We start from the raw sequence: 20,977 nt of genomic DNA on the forward strand, positions 1-20,977 counted from the left end.
GTTCTGCAGCTGGCCGGCGCCGGTGGTGAATTCGCTGCCGGTGAAGCTCACGGTCTGGCCGTAGGTCTTGCTGGTGCTGTTGGCGGTGACATCGAGCGCCGCGGCGGCGACCGTCAGCGTGCCGGTCGAAGCTGCGGCTAGCACATAACCGGTGTTTGCCGTAACAGGCGCAACATTCACGGTGATGCTGTAGAGGCCGTTGCCGAGGTCGCCGCCGGCACGGTGGGCGGTGGCAACCGAACCTGCTGAGGTGACGCCAGGCGTTCCAGTGAAAGTATTCGCCGTCGTGTCCTGCGTGAAGACGTTGCCATAGGTGACTGCGTTAACGAAACCCGTCACTGTGTATGCGCTGGCGACAATCGATGTGGCGTCATCACCATAGGTCTTGGTGACATCAGTCGAAGTAAATGTAAGCGTTGGCTGTGTGGAAAATATGTAGCGGTTGCCTGTCTGCGGTACCGCTGTGGGATAGCTAACATTCCAAATCGCCTGGTTGCCGCTCGCAAGTCCTCCAAACACGTCACTGCCAGGAGCGGCCGAATAAATCAGCCAGCGGCCAGTGCCCGGATTCAGCGTATTGGCGCCCGGATTTAGGAAATTGCCTGCAGCTGCCAGAACAATCGCGTCACCGCTGCCGCTTGCAGTCACATTGCCACCGAGAGTTAGATCGCCAGACAGTGTTTGGGCGATGAGAGTGCTTAGGCTTGACGCCCCCATGGTGAGCGCATTCTGATCGGTCAGCGAAACATCATGGCCGGCGGTGATGAAAACCGTATCGAAATCATTGCCAGTATCGTTCAGAGCGATATCGTTACCAGTTCCGGCGTTAAGCGTGGTGGTACCTGGAACCACTACAGCCCCGATCTGCGTGATCGCGCCGCCCGCCGTCACCACCAAATCCCCTCCGGCGTTAAGCGTCGCCGTGGGTAGAGCCACGCCCGCATCGTCAAACAGCAGGGTCAGATTGCGGAGATTCGTCAGCCCTGAAAGAGCCGGCACGGTGGCGGAAACATCGATGTTGCGTATTCCAACGTCGCGGATATTTGCCTGGTTGTTCGTAAATGAAATTGCCCCGCCAAAATCATTGGCGAACGTGTCCAGCAATACATCACTGTTGGCCGAATCAATTCTGATTGATGTCGTGCCGGATACCGCGAGCGCCCCGCTTTCTGTGAGCGAACCGGCGGCCCTGACCGTCAAGTTGCCGGAGATTGTGGATGCACCCAGATCAAGATCGTTCACATCCCGAAGGCTGAGGTTCTTGCCGCTGGCAATGATTACTGTGCTGAAGTCGTCGGCATTGTTCAGCGTGATGTTGCGGTTCGTGGGCACGGCCAAGGTTGTGGTGCCGCTCACCACCAAATTACCCGCATCCGTGATATTCCCGTTTGCTGTCACCCCCAGAGTGCCGGAAATCGTCGATGCTCTGAGGGACAATGCGTTGGAATCCTGCAAGAGGACGTCATGGCCACTGGTGATTCCGACACCACCGCTGAACAAATTACCGGAATCATTCAGCGTGATGTCATTGGCAGCGCCCGCATCAAGCGTGGTATTGCGTCCTACGGAAAGCGCTCCACTCTGTGTAATTGCGCCATTGGTGGTCACGCTCAGATCACGGCCAATGGTACTCGCCGCCAGGGTCAACGCATTGACATCCGTGATTGAACCATCGTTTCCCGACCCGCTGTTATTAAGCGTAACAGCGCCTTGGAAGTCATTGCTGGCGTCGGTCAGGGTGATGGTGTTGGCGCCGGCGTTGAAGCTTGAGGTGCCGGTGACAGCAATGCCGCCGGCGGTCTCGCTGATGGCCCCGCCGTTGCTGGTGGCCGAGAGGTTGCCGCCCACTGTGCCGGTACCGACGTTCAAGGCGCCGGTGGATATCGCCGTCAGGTCGCCCGCTGCAATGCTGAGTGTGCCCAGCGTCAAGGCGTTCTCGTCAGTGACCTGCACGGCGTTGCCACCAGTGTTGGTCAGACTCACCGCTCCAGTGAAGTCGTTGCCGGCGTCGGTCAGGGTGATGGTGTTGGCCCCGGCGTTGAAGCTTGAGGTGCCGGTGACGGTGATGCCGCCGGCGGTCTCGCTGATGGTCCCGCCGTTGCTGGCGGCAGCGAGATTTCCACCCACCGTGCCGGTACCGACATTGAGCGCACCGGTGGAAGTCGCCGTCAGATCGCCCGCCGCAATGCCGAGCGTACCCAGCGTCAAGGCGTTCTTGTCGGTGACCTGCACAGCGTTTGCACCCGTGTTGGTCAGACTCACCGCATCGGTGAAGTCATTGCCGGCGTTGGTCAGGGTGATGGCAAAGCCGCCGGTGGTGAAGCTGGACGTGCCAGGCACCGTCAAAACGCCACTTTGGGTGATCGCGCCCCCGGCCGTCACCGACAGGTTGCCACCCGCATGCAACGTGGTCGTGGGCAGTGTCACCGCCGCATTGTCGTATTGCAGTGTCAGGTTCCGCAGGTTCGTCAAGGTGCTCAGCGTCGGCACGGTCGCGCCCGCATTGATGTTGCGCAGCCCCACGTCACGGATGTTGCCCAACGTGCCGCCAAACCCCACCGCACCGCTGAAATTGTTGGCCTGTGTATCTAGCAGAATGTCGCTGCTGGCCGCGGTCAAGGTCAGTGTCACAGCACCCGCCGCGGCCGCCTGGGTAATTGCGCCCGTCTCAGTGATGTTGCCACCGGCGGTGATCTTCAATGTGCCAGTACCGACATTGGAAGTTCCCAATACGATGGCGTTGGTGTCGGTGACGGCAACGTTGTTGTTGCCTGTATTGTTAAGCGAGACCGCGCCGGTGAAGTCATTGCCGGCGTTGGTCAGGGTGATGGCAAAGCCGCCGGTGGTGAAGCTGGACGTGCCTGTTATCGTCAGCGCACCACTCTGAGTGAGTGCGCCGGCGTTGGTCTCCGTCAGATTGCCACCAATCGAGCTCGTGCCAAGCGCTAGGGTATTGGCATCCTTGATTGCCACATCGCCCGCCGAAGTCACAGTGGTCAGCGCCACTGCGCCGCGGAAGTCATTGTTGTTGGTCAGCGTGATCGCCGCGCCCGTGGCCCCGGAATTAAAACTCACGGCACCCGTGCCGCTGGTAATGATGGTCGCACCCGATTGCGTAATGGCACCGTTGGAGTTCACCGTCAGCGCGCCCGCCGCATTAGCCATGGAGACGGTCCCCAGCACTAATGCGTTGGTATCCGTCAAGGCAATATTGTTAGCGCCCGTATTGGTCAGACTTACCGCGCCGGTGAAGTCGTTGCTGGAATCAGTGAGGGTAATGGTGTTGCCGCCGGCGTTGAAGGTCGAGGTGCCAGTAACAGCGATACCGCCCGCCGTTTCGCTGATGGCGCCACCGTTGCTGGTGGCGGCAAGGTTGCCGCCCACTGAGCCGGTACCCACATTCAAGGCGCCCGTGGATGTGGCCGTCAGGTTGCCACCCACGCTCAAGGTGCCCAACGTCAGTGCATTGGCATCAGTGACGGCAACGTTGTTGGCGCCTGTGTTGGTCAGACTCACCGCCCCGGTGAAGTTATTGCCGGTATTGGTCAGGGTGATCGCATTCGCGCCAGCGTCGATATCGGAGGTACCCGTGACTGTCAGCGCATTGGCCTGTGTAACGGCTCCGGACGTGGTCAGCGTCAGGTTCCCTGATACCGCCGAAGTGCCGCCATTGCCAAAGGCAAAGGCGTTGGCGTCAGCGAGATTGACGTTATTGCCTGATACGATGCGTACTTGACCGCCAAAATTGTTGCTGGCGTTGTTCAGAGTGATGTCGTTCGCCGCACCTGCGGTCAGCGAAGTGGTTCCCGTCACTGTCAGCGCGCCAGTTTGAGTGACCGCACCTCCACTACTACTCGTGGCTACCAGATTGCCGCCCACGGTACCCTGACCCAAATCGAGCGCCCCATTCGAAGTGGCCGTCAGGTTGCCACCTGTGCTCAAAGCGCCCAGCGTCAGCGCATTTTTGTCTCTGACCTGCACGGCGTTGGCGCCCGTATTGGTCAGACTCACCGCGCCAGTGAAGTCGTTGCCCGCATTGGTCAGTGTGATCACATTCGCGCCAGCATTGAAATTGGACGTGCCCGTCACCCTCAGCGCACCACTCTGAGTGAGCGCTCCTCCCGTGGTCACCGCCAACTTACCGGAAATGGTAGACGCGCCGAGAACCATGGCATTGGTGTCTCGCAGCGTAACGTCATTACCGCTGGTAACCACCATGGTTCCAAAATTATTCGTGGAATTACTGAGAGTGATATTGTTCGCCGCGCCAGCCGCCAGGGTCGTTGTCCCACTTGAGGTGATACTGGTGCCGCCAACCTGGGAAATCTGTCCACTGGCGGTTATGCTTACAGCACCTGATCCGGCGCCAATGGTTCCAACGGAAGCCGTAGTACCTGCCGTCACCGAAATGGCCCGGTTGGCAGTAGTAAGTCCGCCGAGACTTGCACTGCCACCCGCACTGATCGTGATGGTACCGGTGCCGGATGCAACGATGGCATCGGCGGTGTCATTAAACGTAATGGCACCAGTGGTGGTAGTCATCGTCAGACTGCGGTTGTTGGTCAGTGTAATGGCGTTATCGGCGATGTTGTTCACCGTAATGCTTTTATTGGCCTGAAGTATGATGTTGGCGTTGGTACCCTCGATCTTCTGCTCAGAGATGTTGTAGGTCGCAGTGCCGCCATCAGCGAACAGGATTTGTCCGAGCGTCCCTCCCGCAGGGACATTGGTGTTGAGCTGATTGTCATCCGCAGCGCCGGTACCGTTGTTGATGATTATGGCGTCCGGATCGAGGAACAACGTTCCAAAATTACCGTTCGATGCTGAAAGATCCACACTGCCTTCAAATGCCAGATCTTGTTTTCCAGAAACTTCGACGAATCCGCCATCGCCGGAATGGGATCCGCCGTTGGCGCTGATATTCCCGTAATAACGGGTGATATCATCAGCCCAAATCACTACCTTGCCGCCGTCGCCGGAATCAGTGGCGTCCGCTTTAATCGTTACATCGCTGCCAACGTAAGTACGGCTGGCATTCTGGACATCAGGGTTTTCACCGTGGTAGTCGCCGCCGACGAGCACCTCACCGCCACCGGTCGCACCGGACGCATCGACACTCGCCTGATTTATGAGGCCAACTTGCTGGCCAAGCAGTTTTACATTTCCGCCCGCGGCCGCGCTGCCCTTCGCCTCCACCTTGCCATCGGCAAGTAAAGTGCCGTTTTTGGCTTGAATGGTGATATTGCCGCCGGTCGCGCCATTCGCGGTGATAGCGGAAGTGGCGTCAAGCGTTATGTCGTGATCGGCCCTCACTTCAATTTGGCCGCCGCCATTGGCACTCAATGTGCCGCCATTGGTGACCGTGTCGCCGCTGAGCCGGATGACGCCGTTGACGTTCTGTACGTTCTGGGCCTCGACGATGCCCGTGTTGTTGACCACTGCGGTAGCCAGACTATCGGCGGCCTTGGCGGTCAACAGGGCCTGCCCGCCATCGGCCGAGATTACACCGGAATTATGGATTGCCGCCGCCGCGGCGCCCTGATCGACCTCGAAGCTTACGAGCTTATTGCCGGAGAGATCCATGCGCACGCGATCACCGGCGCCCAGTGCCGCATTGCCACCATTCGCCGAGATCGTTCCCTCGTTGCGGACCTCGGGCGCGATGAGTGCGATGGTGCCGCCTTGGGTGGTGATCGCGCCCTGATTGATGACGCTGCCCGCGCCAGCGCTGCTTGTGGTGAAGGTGTAGTTGCCGGCGCGGAAATCCTCATCGGAGATGTTCAGCGTCGAGGCAACCAAGCCGCCGACATTGACTTGCGCGGTGGGCGAGAACAATACACCCGCCGGGTTGACAAGGAAGACCATGCCGGTCGCATTCAGTTGTCCGAAAATTTCAGACGCGCCGCCTCCGGCATTCACGCGGTTCAAGGCCACGGACGAAACAGAGGGCTGGTAGAAATTGACCTGCGCGCTGGAGCCGATGTTGAAGGTGTTCCAGTTGATGATGGCGCTCTGCGCGGACTGCTTGACGTCCATGCGCGCGGCGGATTGCGAAATCGTGGCCACCGCGTTGCCGCCCTGCACCGCGCCGCCGGCCGGCAACGCGCCGGGATCAAGTGCGTACGCGCGCTGGCCGGCAAATGCCAGCGCGATGGCGAACGCAAGCGGGCGGGGCTGAAAGACCGCCTTGCGGACTTCAGCGTGGTGGCGTTTGGGCATTAGGCAATGTTTCGGGTTGACGGTAATTGTGGGTATTTACAGATTAATAATCGCCTGGTACCGGTAATGCGGCGTTGATCTGGGTCAATCGACAATTGTTCATCAGCGGTTATATTTGTGAACGTCCGCACAAAAGTGGCATTTAGCTTTCTCACCTTTAAAAGCAGGTGAAAAAAATTGAAATAAAACTGTCTCCCGAAGGCGACGATACCGTCCCTCCCATTATACGAACTACCATGAAATAACATTTGCAACTAATTGTTCTCCAGATAAATTTACAGTAGTTAATTGTATCGTGCCAGATTCATATATATCTTATGCATATAAGGCGCAACTATTATGCCGTACTTAACTATCTGTTACATCGAAATAATATGTAAAATATGTCGCACATTTTACAGTTACAGATAAGACAGTAAATGCATCAATATGACGCATTTATAATTAATTTATTGAATTAAATACATTAATAATGCACTGTTATAGTGCTATTAAAGCGATTGGAAAGGAACAGCTGGGAGAACTTAGGGCGAAGGCTGCAATAGACCTAATTTTTCATAAATTGCCAATGCGTTATTGACCATCTCTCCAACGAGGGGGCGTAACTCCGTTTCATCGATTACCTGCACATTATTCCGGGCAATATTGAATTCGCGATTTAGACAGCGTTCAAGCAGGCTTTTCTTGATCACCTCAGAACCGGTTTTACCATCCAGCAGCGGCAGCAATGCGATGTCAAATTGGTTGATGGAGACGGGCTCATGGCGCAGAGTGGGGACCACCGTCTGTTTCAGTCCGGCGTAGTAGCACGCCGGCTCGAAGGCACGGGGTTGAGTATCGGCAGCACGGCCATAATCCTGCCGTTCGACATGTAATTGCAGCATTCCGCTCAACACCAGCGACGATAACGAATTGTCGAGAAGATGGATGTCACTGTCATTACCGGTTTCGCGCCCGGTCAACTTGAGTCGAGCCTGCCGCAACCATTCATCAAAATCGAAAACCCGCGGGAAGTGTTCGCCCAGCACCGCCAGGGCAGCCTTCACAAAAGGTTCGCGTACTTTGATCTTGCGACCCAAGTTGTCGCTGAAACTGGTCTCCTCCATGGCATTGAGCGGTCTGTCACCTTCCTGCCTGATGCGACCGCTGAAGAAAAAAGCGCGCAGATGTTCAGACGTAATATTGCGGCGCAGTTGCGCGAAGCGGTTTTGATGGACGAGCAAGGTTTGACGGAAAGTGCGGTTACGGAAGAAATCCATATATTGCTCGGTAGCCAGAATGTTATCCCGGCTCAGGTGTTGCAGGGTCTTGTAAACGTCCGCACCCAGCCGCTGCGGCGCCATGTCGGCAAGCACGGCCTCGCCTAGATAAGCCAGTTGATGATTGGCGGCGCGCTGGATGAAGTCTTTAAAGTAGCAAGGATGATTGTTGACTTCCATATGATCATGATAGAGATAGTCATCCTTGACCTTGTTCATCAGTTCCGTTTCGGCCTTGAGGTAACGGCCGAAGGCCGTCTCTGGATCTGTGATCTTGAAAATGTATTGGATGATGGCGCGGGCCTGCGCCACTTGCTGTTTAGGATCGGTAATACCGCCAGCATGATACAAAATTGCGTCTCGGATAACCTCGCGCATTTTCCAACCCGGGTAGGTGTTATAGCTGATATAGGCAACCCCTTCATCGGCCAGATCACGATGGCAGATATTAAAAATGGCTTCCTGCGCCATTTCCGGCACCCAACTGTAAACGCCGTGACAGATGATGTAATCGAATTTTTGTGCGGGCGGCTTCAGTTCGGTCAGGCTCAGATGCCGGATTTCAATATTGCCGAGACTCAGCGCTTGGATTGCCTGTCTGGCTTGTTCCACCTCCACACGCGAGAGTTCAATGCCGACAAAACTGGCCTTCGGATAACGCACCGACAGGGGAATGAGATTACCGCCGGCTGAACAACCCAGTTCCAGCACGCGTGCTTCTGACGGCAATTTGGGGGCCATGCCGAATAATTTGGCCTGACTCGCCAGCTGTTCCGGCTGGGACTGCGGATAGGCATTTGAGTGGTAAGGTACTTCATCGTAGGAATATTTCGATCCAGCAGCAGACGCCCCGGCATTTTCCCCCATAATCCGGCCTGCCGCCGCAGCCGGATTTGCGGAGGACGCGCTCGAGTCAGCGGACGGTTTTGCCGTAGCCGTATTTTTTGATTCGGATTTTTTCACTATTGCCAGTGCCCTGGATGGTCAAACAATGCCCATTTTGGCGATTATACTCATTATCCGATTTGTCGCGCCGCGATTGGCCTCCACCACCGCCGCTGCCGCCCGCCCCCGCACCCGCCTTGCCAGGGGGTCGCTCAACAAGCGCATTACGGCCTGGGCAAGCATCGTCGCATCAGTAACCGACTCCAGCCCCCCCGCCTCCTTCAGTAAGTGCCGCGCTTCGACGAAATTGAACGCATAAGGACCGCACAACACCGGCAATCCCAGCGCCGCCGGCTCAAGCAAATTATGGCCGCCGGTGGGCACAAGACTGCCGCCTACAAAGGCGACATCCGCCGCTGCGTAAAACAAGATCAGCCTGCCCAAGACATCGACGACATGCACGGCTGAATCCCCGCTCTCCTCCGATCGGCTGTGGCGCTGCACCCTGAAGCCCCGTCGTTCCGCGATTGTCGTCACTGCTGCGGCGCGGTTGGAGTGGCGTGGGACCAATATGAGCAGGCAATCGGGATATCGTCTCCGTATCTGCCCATGCGCGGCAAGGACGATTTCCTCCTCTCCGGCATGGGTGCTGGCGGCGATCCACACAGGCCGCGCAGCGGCGTTTCTCTCACGCCACTCGCGACCAAGTTTTATCGCGTCCGGATCCAGCGGCTGATCATATTTGAGGTTGCCGGTCACCGTGATTTGAGCAGCCCCCAAGGTCTGCAGGCGTACGGCGTCTTCCACGGTTTGCGCGGCGGCGGTCACCGCAGACAACATGGCGTGTGTGAGTGACGCAAAGCGGGCATAGCCGCGCGCCGAGATCGCCGACAATCGGGCATTAGCCAGCAGCACCGGCACGCGACGTCCAGCGCAAGCAGCGAGCAGGTTGGGCCACAACTCGGTTTCCATCAGCACGCACAACGCCGGCCGGGTGCGCACAAGAAAGCGAGCGACAGCGCCCGGAACATCGAAAGGCATGTAGGCATGCGTCACGACGCCACCCAGTTTCTGCCGGACCATATCGGCACCGGTCGGTGTCATCGTTGTGATCAAAATCCGATGATTGGGATATTTCGATTGCAGCGCGTTGATGAGTGGCAACGCCGCCAGGAATTCGCCAACGGATACGGCATGTATCCACAGGGTGATTGCTCCAGGCGGCGAATAAGGCGCAAACCCGAAGCGCTCCGGCAGGCGCCGCCAATAACCGCGATGACGCCAGCCAAGGAAACCCAGGCGCAAAAGCAGGAATGGCAGCGCGAGATAAAACGACAGCGTGTAAAGCAGACGCCAGATGCGCGCGGTCATTACCCCGTCACGCCCGGACGAACTCGGGGCGCGTGCGCAGCCAGTCAAGATAAGCCGGCACCCCCTCTTCCACGGTCTTGAAGACGCCGGTGTAGCCGGCGGCGCGCAGCCGTGTGAGATCAGCCTGCGTATGGCTCTGGTAACTGCCGCGCAGGGCGTCCGGGAAGGGAATATATTCAATTTCACCGCGTTGATGCAGGCTCAATACGGCGCGTGCGACTTCATTGAACGTCTGGCTGCGGCCGGTGCCGACGTTATAAATCCCCGATGGCGCACCGGCCTGCGCGAACCACAACGTGGCGGCCACCACGTCATCGACATGGACGAAATCACGGCACTGCTCGCCATCGGCAAAGCCATCACCGCCGCAAAATAGCCTCACCGTTCCCTGCTCCAGCACCTGTCTGTGGAAATGCCAGACCACGCTGGCCATTGCGCCCTTGTGCGACTCCCGCGGACCATAGACGTTGAAGTAGCGCAGCCCGAAGACTGGGGGCGCATCCTTGCGGGCCAGTTGGCGGCGAACATGTTGATCAAAGGCAAATTTGGAGAAGCCATAAGCGTTGAGCGGTGCCTCGTGCTCGCGTGTCTCGGCAAACTTGCGGCCCGCGCCGTAGACCGAGGCGCTGGAGGCGTATATCAGGCGGATGTTGCGTTCCATGCAGTAGCGCAGCACCGCCTTGGAGTAGCTGTAGTTGTTGCGCATGAGATGGCGGCCATCCTGTTCCGTGGTGTTGGTACAGGCCCCCAGATGGAATATTGCCTCGATGCCGTCGGGCACTTCCGTGCCCCACTGGATGTGTTCCAGAAACTCATCCTTGTCCATGTAATCCAGCCAGTTGCAATCGATCAGGTTGCGGAACTTGCGGCCGTGATGAAGATTGTCGACGATCAGGATGTCATCGCGTCCCCGCGCGTTCAGGGCGCGAACCAGATTGGAGCCGATGAAACCGGCGCCGCCGGTGACGATGATCATCGTCCGGCCTTTTTGGATGTTGGCGCGGAGGATAATGCGCCGATCAGGTCCGAGCTGGAGCAGCCGGGCACATAGTCGAGGATCACCACCTGGCCGCCGTGCGCCCGCACGGACCCACCGCCAGCCACCTCTTCAGGGCGGTAATCGCCGCCCTTGACCAGCACCTCCGGCAATACACGGTTAATCAGCCGCTCCGGCGTGTCTTCGGTGAACGGCACCACCCAGTCGACTGCGGACAATGCCGCCAGCACCTGCATGCGTTGCGCAAGCTTGTTGATAGGACGGCCATCGCCCTTCAGCCGTCGCACCGAGTCATCGTCGTTCACCGCGACTATCAAACGATCGCCATGCTGCCGCGCCTTCGCAAGATACTGCACATGGCCGGCGTGCAAAATGTCGAAACAACCGTTGGTCATGACAATGCGCTCGCCGCGCAGCCGCGCGCCGCGGAGTTCTTCGAGCAATTCCGTCTCGTTCAGCACTCCGGAGCGTGCCTGAGCCTCGCCATGCAATTCCGCCTCCAGTTCCCGGGTCGTGACCGTCGCCGCGCCGAGCTTGCCGACGACAATACCGGCGGCGGCGTTCGCGAACCTGATCGCCTGCAACAGATCCTTGCCCGCGGCCAGGGCGGCGGCCAGCACTGCGCACACGGTGTCGCCGGCGCCGGTGACATCGTAGACATCGCGGGTGCGCGCCGGCAGCAACACCACCTCGTCCTGCGCCGGCACCAGGGCCATGCCATGCTCACCGCGCGTCACCAGCACCGCCTCGAATTGATGCCGTACGCATAACTCACGCGCGTGACGCTCGATGGTTGCGTCATCGCCACACACGCCGACAACTGCTTCGAATTCCTTCAGGTTGGGCGTGATCACCGTGGCGCCGCGATAACGCGAAAAATCGACGCCCTTGGGGTCGGCGACCACCGGTCGCCCGGCCTTGCGGGCCAGTGCGATCAACGCCGCGGGATCCGCCAAACATCCCTTGGCATAATCCGACAACACCATCGCCTGAACATCGGGCATGGCATGGGCCACCTCGGATCGCACGCCGTCCCAATCCACGTGAGGATTACCATCTTCAAAATCGAGGCGGATGAGCTGCTGATGCTGGCTCAGCACCCGCAACTTGACGATGGTTTGCATATCCGGCGACTGCAGAAGACGATCGTCAATGTCCTGATCGTTCAAAAGTGTTTTCAATACATGCGCCGCGTCGTCTTTGCCGGTCAGGCCGATGAGTGTCACCGCTGCACCAAGGCTGCGGATGTTGAGCGCAACGTTGGCGGCGCCGCCCGGTCGTTCATCCCCGGCATCGATAATCCGCACGATGGGAACCGGCGCCTCCGGCGAGATGCGTGCCGTGTTGCCGTGCCAGTACCGGTCGAGCATCACATCGCCGACCACCAGTACGCGCGCGGCAGCGAATAATGTATTCAGATAATCCATGAAATTCCTAAGGTTATCCCCAGTTGCGCCGAAGGTTGCGCGGCCCCGCAGTTTATCACAAGCTAAGCATATTTCCGGACGCAGACCGTCATGCTCAGACACCCGTTTTTCACGCTGTTGCTTGCCGCCGCACCGCTGATCGCCGCGGCTGCCGAAGACGTCGTGCCTGAATATACCGCGACCTACGCCGTCGCCCTCGACAATTCGCCCGCCGGCACCCTGGTGCGAACGCTACGCCGTGATGCTGGCGGCAGTTATCTTTTTGAATCAGAAACCAAAGCCACACAGGGATGGTACAGCCTGCTGGGATTGGCCATTCAGGAAAAGAGCGCCTGGACGCTGGAGGCGGGTCAACTGCGCCCGTTGAACTACAGTTACCAGCAATCCGGGCCGGGGGGACGCGACCTGACCATGGAGTTCGATTGGCAGAAAGGCACCTTGCGGCAACACGGCGGCAAGCATGAACGCGACACGCCACTCGTTCCTCACCTGCTGGACAGATTACTGTATCAATACGCCCTGACGCGCGATCTGACATCCGGCAATCCGGTGCTGGACTATGTGGTCGCCGAGGACGGCAAAATAAAAACCTATCACCTGCGGCGCGCCGGCGGGGAAACGCTGGCCACGCCGTTGGGCAATCTGGAAACGATCCGCATCGAACGGCGCAAAGAGGACAGCAAACGGATGACTACACTATGGTGCGCCCCGGCGCTGCATTATTTGCCTGTGCGCCTCGATCACATCGAAAAAAACGGTCAGCAAACTTCGGCACTGATCCAGTCGCTCAGCACTATGGAGCCACCGCCCCTGGCCATAGGAAAGTGAACGACATCGACGGCAACTCCGGTTTAGCTGCCGCCCCCTTCTTTCAGCAGCTTGATGAGCGTGTCGGTCGGAAAGTAATGCCCCAGAAGTTCACCCTTGTCCGACATCACCGCAGGAGTTCCTTGTACGCCCAACGCAAGGCCCAGATCGAACTCATCCTTGACGGGATTGGGACAGACCGCCGGGGGCGGCTTGTTGCCCAGCTTGGCCTGGGTGAGCGCCTGCCGTTTGTCCGCCGAGCACCAGACCGACACCATGTCATTGTAGGTTGGGGAATTCACCCCCGCGCGCGGGAATGCCAGGTAATGCACGGCAATGCCGGCATCGGTGATTTTCTGGATATCCTTGTGCATCCGCCGGCAATACGCGCAATCCGTATCGGTGAACACATAGATGCTGTATTCGGGCTTGCCCTTGGGTAGAAAATCAATGGTCTTGCCAGCCATCGCATGCAGGGCGCTGGCACGAGCGGCCAGCCGCGGCGCCTCACTCAAGTCGCGGTTTTCCTTCAAATCCATCAGGCTGCCGTTGTAGAAGGCATAGTGGGCGTCGGCGGACACGTAGAGCAGGCGCGGGCCCAGCGTCACTTCATACCATCCCGGCACCGGCGCGGGATTTACGTTGGTCACTTTCGCGTTGTCAACCATGGAATCCAGTTGCCGGGCTATCCCCTGGCGCACGGCGGCATCATCCGCCGCCTGCACCACCCCTGCGACTGCCAAACCGGACAGCAAACCGATGGTTTTTGTGAACAACTTCATGGTAATGCTCCTCAAACGAGATGACCGCTGCATTCAAGTATAGCGTGAGACCCGCGATATCGCGCAGTGTTCCGCACCGGCGCCACACCCGGTAATACGGCAATCAGCCGGATTTGCGATAGGGGCAATTATTCTTACGGCAACTGCCATACAGCACCAGCGAATGATCGGCCAGGTCAAACCCGGAGCGCTTGACGATGTCCCGCTGCCGTTGCTCGATCACGTCGTCGACAAATTCCTCAATGCGCCCGCATTGCATACAAACGATATGATCATGGTGGTGGCCTTGATTAATTTCGAACACCGCCTGCCCACCTTCGAAATGATGGCGGGTCACGAGGCCCGCGGCTTCGAACTGCGTCAACACACGGTAGATGGTCGCCAGTCCAACATCTTCACCGGCGTCCAGCAGCTGCTTGTAGACATCCTCCGCGCTCACGTGCCGGTGCGGCGTACGCTCAAGAATTTCAAGGATGCGCAGACGCGGCAAGGTCGCCTTCAAGCCTGCCTTTTTCAACTCATGTGGATCCATACCGTCATCTCATGCTTCGATTATGAGCGGCCTGCGCCGCGGGACACGATGATGAAACCCGCCGCCGGTGCAGTATAGCTTAATTCCGTCCCCCCCGGCCTGACTGTACAATGGAACTTAGGATCACCTGGGCTCTCGAAAGTGCATAATTCCACCCTTGATTTCTTGGGCTTCAACATGTCGGGCATGTAAGATGGCGGCCACAATGACCATGCGCAACGTTCCCACGGCCCTCTGCTTGCTTGTCCCGCTCACGGTGACGGGATGCAATTACACAAAAATACCCACGCCCGCCGATTTGCCGATTGTCTACAAGATCGACGTTCAGCAGGGCAACGTGGTGACTCAGGATATGCTGGCCAAGCTGCAACCCGGCATGGATAAATCCAAGGCGCGCTTCATCATGGGCACACCGCTGGTCGTCGACGTTTTTCACCAGAATCGATGGGATTACCTCTACACCTTGCAGGAGCGGGGTGGCGAGATCAAACAACGGCGGGTCTCGCTGTTTTTCAAAGACGACAAACTGGATCACATCGAGGGTGACGTCAAGCCGGCCAGCGGCGAAATTGCGGTCCAGGAACGCAGAAGCGATACAGTGAATGTGCCCGAACAAGAAAAAACCCTGCTGGCAAGGATGAAGGACAAGATGGGCGGTTCGGATAAAAAGCAGGAAACCGCCGCAGCTGCGGAGACAAAGACACCCGCGGCGGGCGGACCCTCCGCCCCGGCGGAGACCGCAACGGCTGAAGCGGCATCCAAATCAACGCCAGCCAACACTGCCGTCGCGGCCGAATCCGGCAGCGGGGCCCGGACATCCGCCAATCCGGCGGAGTCTGAGATTAAAACCCAGACTGCGGCCTCAGATAAAACCGTTGCCGCGAAAACCACGGAGGTCACCATCCCCGAGGATGCGCCGCGCCCTCCGGAGAAGAGTTTCTTCCGCAAGCTCCTTGAGAAAGTGGGGGTGGGCGATAATGAGGGTGGTAGTTACGAGCCCTCCGATCCCAGATACAAAGATCCCACGAATCCGGACACCTCTCCGACCGCTTCGCACTAAAGCGACCGGGGGCGGCCCCAGTTCTTAACCCATGGTGCTAGGGCTGTAAGCTGCCGAGAAAATCCTGCTTGCCCACCTCCACCCCGTTATGACGCAGGATGAGGTAGGCGGCGGTGACGTGGAAATAGACGTTCGGCAGGGCGAAGTTCAACAAGTAGGGCAATCCCTTGAACGTCATCGTCTGGCCGCGCAGCGGCAATTGGATCGTTTTGTCCTCGGTACCGTCGATCTGCTTCGGCTTGAAGGTGTTCAGATAGGCAACGGTCTTTTCGATGCGCGCCTTCAATTCCGGCAGCGTCTTTTCATCGTCTTCATATTTTGGCGGCTCAGCCCCCGACAGCCGCGCGGCGCAACCTTTGGCGATATCACCGGCAATCTGCACCTGCCGCGACAGCGGGAACATGTCGGGCGCCAGCCGCGACTGCACCAGGACATCCGGGTCAAACTTTTTTGCCTGAGCGTACTGCGCGCCTTTGTCCAGGATGGCGGAAAGGTTGGTCAACATGCGCACAAACACGGGCACGGAGGCGTTGTACATGGAAATAGTCATGGGTAACTCCTTAATTATTTGGACATTGATTTCATGCTACGCATGATCAGACACTATGGCAACATTACGGTTCCATGGGCGGGAATTATGGCGGCTAATCTTCGTGAGCGTATGTTTGTGGTGGCGGCGGACATCACCAAGCTGCAGATGGACGCCATTGTCAACGCCGCCAATGCCGCGCTACTGGGCGGCGGTGGTGTGGACGGCGCCATTCATCGCGCCGCCGGCCCACAGTTGTTGGAGGAATGCAAGGCGCTCGGCGGCTGCGAGACTGGCCATGCCAAGATCACGCGCGGCTACCGGCTGCCCTCCAAGTATGTCATCCACACCGTCGGGCCGGTCTGGGAGGGCGGTGCCAAGGGTGAGCCGGAACTGCTGGCCGCCTGCCACCGCGCCAGTCTCGCGCTGGCGCTGGAACACCGCATCCGCAAACTGGCCTTCCCCGCAATCAGTTGCGGTATTTACGGCTATCCCGCCCGCCACGCCGCGAAGATTGCGCTGGGCGAGACTGCGAGTTTCCTGACCAAACATCAGGAAGTGGAGGAAGTCACCTTCGCCTGCTTCGATGAGGATATCTTCTGGGCCTACGAGCGTGCGTTCAATGCCTTGATCTGAACCAACATTGGATATGGAGGCTCGCGCCGATCGAAGTTTCGTCACCCGAGCCTCACTCCGACTCAAAAGAGTAAGCAGGGAGGCTCCCCGCCTGGAGTAGAATTCGGCCATGCTGGAAGCACTCTGGATCGCAGCGGCCTTCATGCTTGGCCTGGCCGTCCGTCAACTCGGCCTGCCACCCTTGATCGGCTATCTGGGCGCCGGAATGCTGCTGCGCCTGCACGGTGTTCAAGCGGCGCCCGCCCTCCCCGCACTGGCGCATGCCGGTGTTCTGCTGCTGCTGTTCAGCGTCGGCCTCAAGTTGCGGCTGCGCAATCTGCTCGACCGCACCAATCTCGGCGGCGGCAGCGCACATTTGCTGCTTGTGACGCTGGCCCTCCTGCCGGTGTTGAACTTCTACGGGCAACTTCCAGCGTCCCCGGCGGTGACACTCGCCATCGCGCTGGCCTTCTCCAGCACCGTGCTGGCGGCGAAGGTGCTGGATGAACGCCGTGAGTTGCGCGCCTTCCACGGTCGCGTGTCGGTTGGCATCCTCGTCTTTCAGGACCTCGTCGCCGTGACCCTCATGTGCTACGCAGGCGGCAGCGTCCCCTCGGCCTGGAGTCTGGCTCTGCTGGCCCTCCCCCTGCTGCGCCCGCTGCTGCATGCCCTGCTGCGGGTGAGCGGCCACGATGAACTGCTGGTGTTGTTCGGCCTGCTGCTGGCGCTGGCCGGCGGCGCCGGATTTGAACGTCTGGGCCTGAGTCCGGAATTGGGCGCGCTGGCGCTGGGTATCCTCATCTCCGGCCACGACAAGGCCACGGAGCTGGGCGATGCCCTGTGGAGCGTGAAGGAGGCGTTTCTGGTCGGCTTCTTTCTGCAAATCGGCATAACCGCTCAGCCGGACTGGCAGACGCTGCTGGGCGCGCTGCTGCTGACGCTGGCCCTGCCGGTCAAGGCGGCATTGTTCTTCATCATCATGCTGCGCATGCGGCTGCGGGCGCGCAGCGCCTTTCTGGCAAGCCTGAGCCTGGCCAGCTACAGCGAGTTCGGCCTCATCGTGGCGAATAAACTGGCCGAGCGCGGCGCGCTCCCGCACGAATGGGTGTTGCTGTGCGCGCTGGCGATGGCGTTGTCATTCATTCTCGCGGCGCCGCTCAACCGCCACGCCCACGCCCTGTATGAAAAACTGGAGCACCGGCTGACGACCATGGAAAGACACGTGGAGCACGTGGACGATGAGCCGTTGTCGCTGGGTCAGGCACAAATTCTCATCATGGGCATGGGCCGCGTCGGCACCGGCGCCTATGACTTTTTAAGCAGACACGAACGCGTGGTCGGGCTGGATTCCGATCCGGGCAAGGTCGAGAAACACCGGCAACAGCACCGCCGCGTGCTGTACGCCGACGCCGAGGATCCAGGCTTCTGGACTCGCGTGCGGCTGGACAGCATCCGCGCCATATTGCTCACCATGCCCGATCCGCAGGCCAATGAAATCGCGGCGCGGCAATTGCGCCGCCGCAACTACCATGGGCTTATCAGCGCCGCGTCGCGCTATCCTGATGAGCGCGAACCCGCGCTGGCCGCCGGCGTCGACATGGATTTCAACGTCTATGACGAGGCAGGCGTCGGTTTCGCTGAACATGTGCTGGAAGCGCTTTATAATCGACAGGACAAAAGGACCGTTGCCGCCCCGTCAGGAGACGCCTCATGAGCCTGCCCATCACCGCCTTATATACGGGTATGCTGAGCGCATTGCTTATCGCGCTGTCAGTGGCGGTCGTCAGCCTGCGCGTGAAACACCGGGTGACGATCGGCACGGGCAACGTGCCGGGGCTGGAACGGGCCATCCGCATACACGCGAATTTCGTCGAATACGTACCGCTGGCGCTGCTGTTGCTGATGCTCTGCGAAATCAATCAGGGCGCGCCGCGCATGTTGCACAGCTACGGCATCGCGCTGGTCATCGCCCGTCTGTCTCATGTTCTGGGATTGAGCTTCACTTCGCGACCCAATCCGGGGCGTCTTATTGGCGCGACGCTGACGTGGCTGATCATCCTGGGCCTGGCCACCATCAATATCCTCTATTACCTCAAACATTGAAGGCACGCGTGCCGGCATATGCATAACATCATCGCCGTCATCTTCGACTTCGACGATACGCTGGCGCCGGACAGCACCACCGGTTATCTGCGCCACGCCGGTCTCAGGGACACGGCGCATTTCTGGCAGCACGAAGTCACCCAGTTGATCGACAAGGACTGGGACCCTGTCCCCGCCTACCTCTACGCCATGATTCAGAAGTCGCAAGCCGGCGCCATACCGCCCATCACGCGCGAGGCCCTGTCGGCCTGGGGCAAGAAATTGCCGTTGCACGGCGGCGTGGAGAAGCTATTCCCGAGCTTGCGCGAATGCGTACGGCAGGCGCACCCGCACGTCACGGTGGAGTTTTATCTGATCAGCAGCGGCATCGGCGATGTCCTGCGGCACACGCGCATCGCGCACGAGTTCACCGATCTATGGACCTCGGAATTCGACTACGACGACAAGGGCCACGCCTGCTTCACAAAAAAAGTCGTGAGCTTCACCGACAAGACACGTTATCTGTTCCACATCCAGAAAGGCCTCATCGGCCCGCAGTATCGCGGCAAGCCGTTCGACGTCAATCGCAAATTCACGCCCGAACAGACGCGCATCCCGATGCACCAGTTCATCTTCGTCGGCGACGGCATGACCGACATCCCCTGCTTCTCGCTGGTCAACAAGGAAAAAGGCATCGCCATCGGCGTGTACGATCAGGAACAGGAGACCAAGTGGGGCAAAGCCTACAAATTCGTCGCCGACCGCCGCGTTAATACGCTCTACTCCGCCAACTACGCCGAAGGCTCCGACCTCTCCAACTTCCTCAAGATGGCGGTGCGCAATATGGCCGAGCAAATCGCCGTCCAGGCCGGCTCCTATCAAGCCTAGAAAATGCTCACGGAAGCTGAAGCGCGCAATCTTGCAACGCATTGGATTCAAGCATGGAATGCGCATGACCTTGAAGAAATCATGTCGCATTACGCACCAGAGGTTGTTTTAGTGTCCCCGGTCGCAGCCAAGCTGCTGAACGATGCCTCGGGCACGGTGAAAGGAAAAGAAGCATTGCGAAAATATTTCAAGCGGGGGCTCGAAGCTTACCCGAACCTTAAATTTGAGCTTGTCGATGTCATGTGGGGGCTTTCCAGTGTTGTGCTCTACTACGTGAATCATAAGGGCTCAAAAACCGGTGAATTCATGGAAGTGGACACAAACGGAAAGATCATCAAGGTCGTCGCAAATTACAACGGCTAAAATTAATAGTGGTCTGAGTTGACCCCATTTATTACTAATGAAAGCGCAATAATTATGGGGTGATGCTATGTATTCAGACCTTTCGTAGAAGTTGCGTTTGTTTCCAGCTTTTAGGGTGTACTATTGGACAGCAACCGCTTTAATTCTTTGCTTGTGATTGACGCCCCAATAGATTTATACAGTGGTTTGTCGCTTTATAAAGCGACATTTAGGTCGTCTACTTCTAGTTAGACGGCCTCCGGCTCCATGAGCGCGACTGAAAAGGACGCACTTTCTGGACTCTACGGAGCCCTGGTGGATGAGGTACAGCAGCTGCTGCGACCGGCACTCGGCGACAACAAGCGCTTCGAGGCGTCGCGCCTATCCCAAACGGGGCGGCGCGCATTGGTCCGAGCGGTCTTCGCGTTTGTGGAAGGTCAGGCATATGCGCTGAAGCAGTTTGCACTGGACGTTCTCGGTGATCTCCTCTCCCCGGCCGAGCGAGCCGTCTGTCGTGAGGAGAGCTATGAGTTGGCCGATAATGGCTCCGTGTTGGTCCGCTCTATGCGCCTTCGCTTTCTGCAAAATATTCGCTTCGCACTGACCATCATTCCCAAGGCATCTAACACCACGTTTGAGCTCGACGTAGGTGGTGCAGGCTGGAGAGGTCTCCGCGACTCGTTGAGCGTGAGAGACCGGCTGATGCATCCGAAGTCGGCCGCGGACCTTGAGGTGTCCGACGCGGATTTGGATAACACGATGGCCGCGTTTTCTTGGATGCAACGCGAGACCGTACGATTGTTCGTCGATGTGATAAAGACGGCTTGGGCTAGAGCCGGCCACCCCGACGGCCCTGGTTCTAAAAAAGGGCCGTCTAACGAGGAGTTGTAGCTGACAGCGCCGCTTTGGAAGCAACTGGCTCGCTTCGCTCGCCAGTTGCAGATTATTTCATAGCGCTGCAGCTAAACTCCGAGCGTTAGAACTCATACTCTGAAAATACGAAATGAAAAAGTATCTGGGGAACAGGTTAGTGAAGATTGGACTTACGCTTCTGGTACTCGGCTCAGGTCCGCTCTTTGGCATTATCCTGTTCGCAAAGTTGGGCCTGACATCCGACCCGGATCCCAATCCAATCTTTCCCGGCATGCTGGCCGGTCTCACGTTCTGGCCGGCGGTCATATG

General features: G+C 58.5%; 16 protein-coding genes. 8 read left to right on the forward strand and 8 right to left on the reverse strand.

What is annotated here, in order from left to right; all coding sequences use genetic code 11:
- The 5 genes from VMH34_08415 to hldE all read right to left on the reverse strand — a co-directional run.
- On the reverse strand, nucleotides 1–6,219 hold a 6,219-nt coding region (locus tag VMH34_08415; protein HTT08798.1), incomplete at its 3' end, for a filamentous hemagglutinin N-terminal domain-containing protein.
- A 524-nt stretch (nucleotides 6,220–6,743) separates the two neighbouring features.
- A complete protein-coding gene (locus VMH34_08420) occupies nucleotides 6,744–8,441 on the reverse strand; it encodes a class I SAM-dependent methyltransferase (GenBank protein HTT08799.1) in 1,698 nt (565 codons plus the stop codon).
- Nucleotides 8,442–8,462: 21 nt separating this feature from the next.
- Nucleotides 8,463–9,722 carry a lipid IV(A) 3-deoxy-D-manno-octulosonic acid transferase gene (waaA, locus tag VMH34_08425; GenBank protein HTT08800.1) on the reverse strand — a complete coding sequence of 420 codons (1,260 nt, stop codon included), beginning with the start codon at nucleotides 9,720–9,722 and terminating at the stop codon, nucleotides 8,463–8,465.
- Between the two features lie 19 nt (nucleotides 9,723–9,741).
- Nucleotides 9,742–10,710, reverse strand: a complete 969-nt coding sequence (gene rfaD / locus VMH34_08430) for an ADP-glyceromanno-heptose 6-epimerase (GenBank protein ID HTT08801.1) — start codon at nucleotides 10,708–10,710, stop codon at nucleotides 9,742–9,744.
- A complete protein-coding gene (hldE, locus tag VMH34_08435; protein HTT08802.1) occupies nucleotides 10,707–12,158 on the reverse strand; it encodes a bifunctional D-glycero-beta-D-manno-heptose-7-phosphate kinase/D-glycero-beta-D-manno-heptose 1-phosphate adenylyltransferase HldE in 1,452 nt (483 codons plus the stop codon). The genes rfaD and hldE overlap by 4 nt, the downstream gene beginning before the upstream one ends.
- A gap of 90 nt (nucleotides 12,159–12,248) precedes the next feature.
- On the opposite strand from hldE, the gene VMH34_08440 reads away from it, so the two are divergent.
- The gene (locus tag VMH34_08440; protein HTT08803.1) at nucleotides 12,249–12,986 is read left to right on the forward strand and encodes a DUF3108 domain-containing protein; all 738 of its coding nucleotides are present in this window, start codon (nucleotides 12,249–12,251) and stop codon (nucleotides 12,984–12,986) included.
- 23 nt (nucleotides 12,987–13,009) lie between these two features.
- On the opposite strand, the gene VMH34_08445 is transcribed toward VMH34_08440, so the two are convergent.
- Both VMH34_08445 and fur read right to left on the reverse strand, forming a co-directional pair.
- The gene (locus VMH34_08445) at nucleotides 13,010–13,747 is read right to left on the reverse strand and encodes a DsbC family protein (GenBank protein ID HTT08804.1); all 738 of its coding nucleotides are present in this window, start codon (nucleotides 13,745–13,747) and stop codon (nucleotides 13,010–13,012) included.
- A 103-nt stretch (nucleotides 13,748–13,850) separates the two neighbouring features.
- Entirely contained in the window at nucleotides 13,851–14,279 is a 429-nt protein-coding gene (gene fur / locus VMH34_08450) for a ferric iron uptake transcriptional regulator (GenBank protein HTT08805.1), read from the reverse strand.
- 211 nt (nucleotides 14,280–14,490) lie between these two features.
- On the opposite strand from fur, the gene VMH34_08455 reads away from it, so the two are divergent.
- Nucleotides 14,491–15,339, forward strand: a complete 849-nt coding sequence (locus VMH34_08455) for an outer membrane protein assembly factor BamE (protein ID HTT08806.1) — start codon at nucleotides 14,491–14,493, stop codon at nucleotides 15,337–15,339.
- A gap of 37 nt (nucleotides 15,340–15,376) precedes the next feature.
- Here the strand turns inward: VMH34_08455 and VMH34_08460 are convergent, their stop codons facing one another.
- On the reverse strand, nucleotides 15,377–15,889 hold the full coding sequence (locus VMH34_08460) for a DUF1993 domain-containing protein (protein ID HTT08807.1): 513 nt from the start codon (nucleotides 15,887–15,889) through the stop codon (nucleotides 15,377–15,379).
- A gap of 87 nt (nucleotides 15,890–15,976) precedes the next feature.
- Between VMH34_08460 and VMH34_08465 the strand changes: the two genes are divergently transcribed.
- The 6 genes from VMH34_08465 to VMH34_08490 all read left to right on the forward strand — a co-directional run bounded on the left by VMH34_08465 (nucleotide 15,977) and on the right by VMH34_08490 (nucleotide 20,686).
- Entirely contained in the window at nucleotides 15,977–16,504 is a 528-nt protein-coding gene (locus VMH34_08465) for an O-acetyl-ADP-ribose deacetylase (GenBank protein ID HTT08808.1), read from the forward strand.
- Between the two features lie 109 nt (nucleotides 16,505–16,613).
- The gene (locus VMH34_08470) at nucleotides 16,614–18,197 is read left to right on the forward strand and encodes a cation:proton antiporter family protein (GenBank protein ID HTT08809.1); all 1,584 of its coding nucleotides are present in this window, start codon (nucleotides 16,614–16,616) and stop codon (nucleotides 18,195–18,197) included.
- Nucleotides 18,194–18,586, forward strand: a complete 393-nt coding sequence (locus VMH34_08475) for an MAPEG family protein (protein ID HTT08810.1) — start codon at nucleotides 18,194–18,196, stop codon at nucleotides 18,584–18,586. The genes VMH34_08470 and VMH34_08475 overlap by 4 nt, the downstream gene beginning before the upstream one ends.
- Nucleotides 18,587–18,604: 18 nt before the next feature.
- Nucleotides 18,605–19,453, forward strand: a complete 849-nt coding sequence (locus tag VMH34_08480; protein ID HTT08811.1) for a haloacid dehalogenase-like hydrolase — start codon at nucleotides 18,605–18,607, stop codon at nucleotides 19,451–19,453.
- Between the two features lie 3 nt (nucleotides 19,454–19,456).
- The gene (locus VMH34_08485; protein ID HTT08812.1) at nucleotides 19,457–19,816 is read left to right on the forward strand and encodes a nuclear transport factor 2 family protein; all 360 of its coding nucleotides are present in this window, start codon (nucleotides 19,457–19,459) and stop codon (nucleotides 19,814–19,816) included.
- A gap of 246 nt (nucleotides 19,817–20,062) precedes the next feature.
- Nucleotides 20,063–20,686 carry a hypothetical protein gene (locus VMH34_08490; GenBank protein HTT08813.1) on the forward strand — a complete coding sequence of 208 codons (624 nt, stop codon included), beginning with the start codon at nucleotides 20,063–20,065 and terminating at the stop codon, nucleotides 20,684–20,686.
- The last annotated feature ends 291 nt before the right edge of the window (nucleotides 20,687–20,977 follow it).

The sequence above is a fragment of the Gammaproteobacteria bacterium genome (assembly GCA_035501935.1).
In the GTDB taxonomy this organism is placed as follows: domain Bacteria; phylum Pseudomonadota; class Gammaproteobacteria; order JAJPIJ01; family JAJPIJ01; genus JAJPIJ01.

Bases quoted from the DNA above. Each gene is read 5' to 3' on its own strand.
- VMH34_08470 (HTT08809.1), top strand. From the start codon at position 16,614: ATGCTGGAAGCACTCTGGATCGCAGCGGCCTTCATGCTTGGCCTGGCC.
- VMH34_08455 (HTT08806.1), top strand. From the start codon at position 14,491: ATGCGCAACGTTCCCACGGCCCTCTGCTTGCTTGTCCCGCTCACGGTG.
- VMH34_08465 (HTT08808.1), top strand. From the start codon at position 15,977: ATGGCGGCTAATCTTCGTGAGCGTATGTTTGTGGTGGCGGCGGACATC.
- VMH34_08490 (HTT08813.1), top strand. From the start codon at position 20,063: ATGAGCGCGACTGAAAAGGACGCACTTTCTGGACTCTACGGAGCCCTG.
- VMH34_08475 (HTT08810.1), top strand. From the start codon at position 18,194: ATGAGCCTGCCCATCACCGCCTTATATACGGGTATGCTGAGCGCATTG.
- VMH34_08460 (HTT08807.1), bottom strand. From the start codon at position 15,889: ATGACTATTTCCATGTACAACGCCTCCGTGCCCGTGTTTGTGCGCATG.
- VMH34_08440 (HTT08803.1), top strand. From the start codon at position 12,249: ATGCTCAGACACCCGTTTTTCACGCTGTTGCTTGCCGCCGCACCGCTG.
- hldE (HTT08802.1), bottom strand. From the start codon at position 12,158: ATGGATTATCTGAATACATTATTCGCTGCCGCGCGCGTACTGGTGGTC.
- VMH34_08485 (HTT08812.1), top strand. From the start codon at position 19,457: ATGCTCACGGAAGCTGAAGCGCGCAATCTTGCAACGCATTGGATTCAA.
- VMH34_08480 (HTT08811.1), top strand. From the start codon at position 18,605: ATGCATAACATCATCGCCGTCATCTTCGACTTCGACGATACGCTGGCG.
- rfaD (HTT08801.1), bottom strand. From the start codon at position 10,710: ATGATCATCGTCACCGGCGGCGCCGGTTTCATCGGCTCCAATCTGGTT.
- fur (HTT08805.1), bottom strand. From the start codon at position 14,279: ATGGATCCACATGAGTTGAAAAAGGCAGGCTTGAAGGCGACCTTGCCG.
- VMH34_08445 (HTT08804.1), bottom strand. From the start codon at position 13,747: ATGAAGTTGTTCACAAAAACCATCGGTTTGCTGTCCGGTTTGGCAGTC.